Here is a 6,112-nt window from a genome sequence, read left to right as displayed (position 1 = left end):
TCAAATTTTTCCTTCGCCATTTCAATAACCTCGTTAACTTTTATTGTTTCTTGATAATTGCTTCAGCAATATTTGTTGGTGCTTCAGCGTACTTACAAAACTCCATAGTGTAAGTTGCTCTTCCTTGTGTAGCAGAACGTAAGTCGGTCGAATAACCAAACATCTCTGCAAGAGGTACTTCTGCTCTAACTATTTTACCTGCTGGGGAATCTTCCATACCTTGAACCAAACCTCGTCGTCTGTTTAGGTCTCCCATAACATCACCCATGTAATCTTCAGGTGTAACGACTTCAACACTCATAATTGGTTCAAGAAGTACAGGCTTCGCTTTTAATGCACCTTGCTTGAAGCATTGAGATCCAGCGATTTTAAATGCCATTTCACTTGAATCAACTTCATGGAATGAACCATCAAATAGCGTAACTTTTACATCTACTACTGGGTACCCTGCAATTACACCATTCTGCATTTGCTCTTGTACCCCTTTATCAACAGCAGGGATGTATTCCTTAGGAATCACACCACCAACTATAGCATTAACAAATTCATAACCCTTTCCTGGCTCTTGTGGTTCAATTTTCAACCATACGTGACCGTATTGACCACGTCCACCTGATTGTCTTACGAATTTACCTTCTTGTTCAACAGCCTGCTTCAATGTCTCACGATATGCGACCTGCGGTTTACCTACATTAGCTTCAACATTGAACTCTCTTTTCATACGATCAACTATGATTTCAAGGTGTAATTCACCCATACCTTGAATAATGGTTTGACCAGACTCTTCATCTGTGTGAACTCTAAAAGATGGATCTTCCTGCGCTAATTTGCCTAATGCTATACCCATTTTTTCTTGATCTGCTTTTGTCTTCGGTTCGACAGCGACAGCAATTACTGGATCAGGGAAATCCATTCTTTCTAAAATCACAACCTTATCTTGATCACATAATGTATCACCAGTAGTTACTGTCTTAAGACCAACAGCAGCAGCTATATCTCCGGCTCTAACTTCCTTGATTTCTTCGCGAGAATTAGCATGCATTTGCAATAGACGTCCGATTCGCTCTCTTTTACCCTTAACAGAGTTATATACTGTATCTCCACTCTTAAGCACACCAGAATATGTTCTAAAATATGTTAATGTACCTACAAACGGATCTGTAGCAATTTTGAATGCTAAAGCAGAGAAAGGCTCATCATAACTTGTTTTTCTATGAATTTCATTGCCATGTTCATCAATTCCCTGAATATCAGGAATATCAGTCGGGGATGGTAAATACTCAACAACCCCATCAAGTACTGCTTGAACACCCTTGTTCTTAAATGCTGAACCACAAAATACAGGAACAATTTTATTAGTAACCGTGAGGTGACGTAGAGCAGTTTTAATTTCAGTTTCTGTGAATTCTTCACCTTCCAAGTATTTTTCCATTAATTCTTCTGAATCTTCTGCAGCTGCTTCAATGATAAATGTGCGATACTCTTCGCAGGTTGCTTTTAAATCAGCGGGAATATCAAGGTATTTAAATGTCATTCCCTTATTTTCTTCATCCCAATGAATTGCCTTCATTTTAATGAGATCGATCACACCTTTAAAATTTTCTTCTGCACCAATAGGCAACTGCAATACTACAGGGGTCGAACCTAAGCGTTGTTTAATCTGATTAACTACCCTTAGGAAGTTAGCGCCCATTCTATCCATTTTATTTACAAACACTATACGGGGAACACCGTATTTATTTGCCTGACGCCATACTGTTTCAGATTGAGGTTCCACGCCGGCAACAGAATCAAAAACAACAACAGCCCCATCCAATACTCGTAATGAACGTTCTACCTCGATCATGAAATCTACGTGTCCTGGGGTATCGATAATATTGATGCGGTGCGGTTCAAATTGTTTATCCATACCAGACCAATAACAAGTTGTTGCTGCAGAAGTGATGGTAATACCACGCTCCTGTTCCTGGACCATCCAGTCCATAGTTGCCGCACCATCATGGACCTCACCAATTTTATGAGACATACCTGTATAATACAGAACTCGCTCTGTGGTAGTTGTTTTTCCAGCATCAACGTGGGCTGCTATGCCTATGTTTCTATATAGTTTTAATGGAGTTGCCACGGCTTATCTCTCTCTTAATTCCATCTAAAATGAGCAAATGCTTGGTTAGCTTTTGCCATTTTATGTGTATCTTCACGTTTCTTCACTGCGGACCCTTTATTTTCAAAAGCATCCATCAGCTCCCCTGCTAAACGCAACATCATACCTTTTTCACCGCGAGTGCGTGCAGCTTGAACAATCCAGCGCATCCCAAGTGCTATGCTTCTGTCATGTCGAACTTCTACTGGAACTTGGTAAGTTGCACCACCAACTCGACGTGAACGAACTTCTACACTGGGACGAACGTTGTTTAATGCTTCCTCAAAATAACGCAATACTGAAGCATTGCCACTGCTTCCAGTTTCACCGCCTTCTTCATCAGCTTTTTTAGTTTTCTTAACACGCTCTTCCATAACAGATAAAGCGCCATAAATTATCTTTTCAGCAGTTGATTTTTTACCACTGACCATTAAAACATTGATAAACTTGGCAAGTAGTTCGCTATGATGTTTTGGATCTGGTAAAATTTCTCGTTTAGGTACTTCTCGTCTTCTTGGCATCTCAATTTCCTACAATCAGTTATTTTTTATCTTTTGGTTTTTTTGTACCGTATTTAGAACGGCCTTGTTTACGATCGTTTACCCCTGATGTATCCAAGCTACCTCTAATTGTGTGATACCTTACACCAGGCAAGTCCTTAACACGACCGCCCCTAATTAGAACAACAGAGTGTTCTTGCAAATTATGGCCTTCACCACCAATATAGGATGTTACTTCAAAGCCATTAGTTAAACGTACACGAGCAACCTTACGCATAGCTGAGTTAGGTTTTTTAGGTGTAGTGGTGTATACGCGAGTACAGACACCGCGTCGTTGTGGACATGACTCAAGTGCTGGCACGTTACTTTTCTTCTTTACGTCCACACGAGGCTTTCTTACTAACTGATTAATAGTAGCCATTTATACTTAACTCCGATCTGTCACTTGTGAATATTTTGAATGCATAAGGAGGCCGGATTCTATATAAGTAAGGCGGATTTGTCAAGTTTAAATCCGCCATTCTTGAATCCTGATTAATGTTCATGATTGTCCGCGTTTAATGCTTCACTCAACGCGTGCTCAACATCACTTGCAGTAACCGTGTGGGTTGCTGAAGTATCTCCACCTGCTGCAGCCTTCGCTCTTTTTGCCTTTCGGCTTTGATGATAAGTATATCCTGTTCCTGCGGGAATCAAACGACCTACCATCACGTTTTCTTTTAAACCGCGTAATTCGTCTACTTTTCCGCTAACTGCAGCTTCAGTTAAGACTCTTGTTGTCTCCTGGAAAGACGCTGCAGAGATAAAGGATTCAGTTGCTAATGATGCTTTGGTAATTCCTAATAGGATAGGAGTTCCTCTAGCAATTTGTTTTCCTTCAGCTAAAAGTTTATCATTTTCCTGTAACATGATGCTTTCTTCAACTTGCTCTCCTACAAGGAACTTCGAATCCCCAGCAAAAGTAATTACGCGCTTACGTAACATTTGTCTAACAATTACTTCTATATGTTTATCGTTTATTTTTACCCCTTGTAAACGATATACATCCTGAACCTCATTCACTATATAATTTGCCAATGCTCCAACACCCAATAAACGCAAAATATCATGAGGATTGAGTGCTCCCTCAGCAATTATTTCTCCTCGCTCAACATGCTCGCCTTCGAATACTGAAATATGACGCCACTTAGGAATAAGCTCTTCATGGCAGTGCTCTTCGGACACATTGATAATTAATCGACGTTTACCTTTAGTTTCTTTACCAAAATTAACTAAACCAGATACTTCTGCCATTACTGCAGAATCTTTTGGTTTACGTGCTTCAAATAAGTCTGCAACTCTTGGCAAACCTCCTGTAATATCGCGAGTTTTAGATCGTTCTTGCGGGATACGTGCGATAACATCCCCAATGCCCACTAAGCTACCATCTTCAAAATTAACAATAGCATCTACAGGTAAATAGTACTGCGCAGGAACATTAGTACCAGCCAGGTAAATATCATCGCCCTCGTTCGTAACAAGCTTGACCATAGGCCGTAAATCACGCCCAGCAGCACTTCGTTGCTTAGCATCTATGACTACTATATTACTGAGTCCTGTTAATTCATCCGTTTGTCTGTTCATGGTAATGCCATCAATCAAATCAACAAACTTCAAATAACCTGATACCTCGGAGATAACTGGGTGAGTATGAGGATCCCAAGTTGCAATAACCTGACCGGCTTCAACGGGCGAGTTATCCTGGACAGAAATTACAGCACCATAAGGAACTTTATAACGCTCACGCTCGCGTCCAAATTCATCTACAATAGTCACTTCTCCAGAACGAGAAACTGCTACCAAGTTTTTATTTTCATGGGTTACAGTCTTTATATTATGTAAACGAATGACGCCTTTTGTTTTGATTTGAATATTATTAGCAGCTGTTGCCCTGGATGCTGCACCTCCAATATGGAAAGTACGCATAGTCAACTGTGTTCCGGGCTCTCCAATAGATTGAGCAGCAATAATACCTACAGCTTCCCCTGTGTTAACGAGATGTCCTCTAGCAAGATCACGACCATAACATTTTGCGCAGAGTCCAAATCTTGTTTGACAAGTAATTGGTGATCTAACCATAACTTGGTCAACACCATGTTTTTCAAGTTTTTCGACCCACTCCTCATCGAGTAAGGTACCTGCCTTCACAACAGGTTCAGTTCGAGTAGGAATATAAACATCTGTTGCAACCACACGACCTAAGACACGCTCATGCAGAGGTTCAACAATATCTCCACCTTCAATTAATGGCTGCATCAATATACCAGTATCAGTACCACAATCATCTTCAGTAATCACTACATCTTGCGCTACGTCAACAAGACGTCTTGTCAAATAACCTGAATTTGCCGTTTTTAATGCGGTATCAGCCAGACCCTTGCGTGCTCCGTGGGTTGAAATAAAGTACTGGAATACATTTAATCCTTCGCGGAAATTTGCAGTAATTGGAGTTTCGATAATAGAACCGTCAGGTGCAGCCATCAAACCACGCATTCCTGCGAGCTGTCTAATCTGCGCGGCAGAACCTCTTGCTCCAGAATCTGCCATCATGAAAATAGGATTAAATGATTCTTGCCTAACTTTGTTACCTTTAGCATCAACAACTTCCTCTGTAGCAATTTTAGACATCATTGATTTAGCAACTAATTCATTAGTTCTTGACCAAATATCAATTACTTTGTTGTAACGTTCGCCGTTAGTAACTAAACCGGAACGGAATTGCGCTTCAATTTCTCTTACTTCATTATCGGCATGTTCTATAATACTGGCTTTATCATCAGGTATTTCCATATCTTCTATACCTATTGATGCCCCAGAACGAGTTGCATATTTGAATCCAGTATACATCAACTGGTCAGCAAAAATTACAGTTTCTTTTAAACCGAATTTACGATAGCAGCTATCAATGACTTTAGAAATAACCTTTTTTGTCATTGTCCGATTTATATATTCAAAAGGCATTCCTTTTGGCAAAATCTCCGCTAAAATTGCTCGTCCGACAGTAGTATCAACTAAATGATACCCGCTAGCCCCCTCTTCTTCATTGGGCATTCTAATTTTAATTTTTGCATGAATATCAACAAGCCCAGCTTCATAAAAATTCTTCGCTTCTTGCGCACTTGCAAATATTTTACCCTCGCCCAAAGCATTAACCTTTTCTCTTGTCAAATAATACAAACCTAGAACAACGTCCTGGCTTGGAACAATAATCGGCTCACCGCTAGCAGGAGATAGAATATTGTTTGTTGACATCATTAATGAACGAGCTTCAAGTTGTGCCTCTAAAGTTAATGGCACATGTACAGCCATCTGGTCCCCATCAAAGTCAGCATTATAAGCTGTACACACTAAAGGATGAAGCTGAATCGCTTTACCTTCAATCAGGACCGGTTCAAACGCTTGAATACCAAGTCTGTGCAACGTTGGAGCC

At 40.3% G+C, this 6,112-nt stretch carries 4 protein-coding genes; all 4 read right to left on the bottom strand.

Annotated features, from left to right (window positions below):
• Window positions 1-40: 40 nt before the first annotated feature.
• Window positions 41-2,125 carry an elongation factor G gene (fusA, locus tag OK13_RS11810; RefSeq protein WP_035891007.1) on the bottom strand — a complete coding sequence of 695 codons (2,085 nt, stop codon included), beginning with the start codon at window positions 2,123-2,125 and terminating at the stop codon, window positions 41-43.
• Between the two features lie 14 nt (window positions 2,126-2,139).
• Window positions 2,140-2,664: a 30S ribosomal protein S7 gene (gene rpsG / locus OK13_RS11805; RefSeq protein ID WP_035891005.1), complete on the bottom strand. Its 525-nt coding sequence runs from the start codon at window positions 2,662-2,664 to the stop codon at window positions 2,140-2,142.
• 19 nt (window positions 2,665-2,683) lie between these two features.
• A complete protein-coding gene (gene rpsL, locus OK13_RS11800; RefSeq protein ID WP_027221110.1) occupies window positions 2,684-3,064 on the bottom strand; it encodes a 30S ribosomal protein S12 in 381 nt (126 codons plus the stop codon).
• A 113-nt stretch (window positions 3,065-3,177) separates the two neighbouring features.
• Window positions 3,178-6,112: DNA-directed RNA polymerase subunit beta' (gene rpoC, locus OK13_RS11795; RefSeq protein ID WP_035891002.1), on the bottom strand; the 2,935-nt coding region annotated here is incomplete at its 5' end.

Source organism: Legionella norrlandica (assembly GCF_000770585.1).
Lineage (GTDB): Bacteria > Pseudomonadota > Gammaproteobacteria > Legionellales > Legionellaceae > Legionella > Legionella norrlandica.
This window is presented reverse-complemented; position numbering and strand designations above follow the sequence as displayed.

What these genes read in the sequence shown, in the direction of transcription:
- rpsG (WP_035891005.1), bottom strand. Translation starts at nt 2,664, where the DNA reads ATGCCAAGAAGACGAGAAGTACCTAAACGAGAAATTTTACCAGATCCA.
- rpsL (WP_027221110.1), bottom strand. Translation starts at nt 3,064, where the DNA reads ATGGCTACTATTAATCAGTTAGTAAGAAAGCCTCGTGTGGACGTAAAG.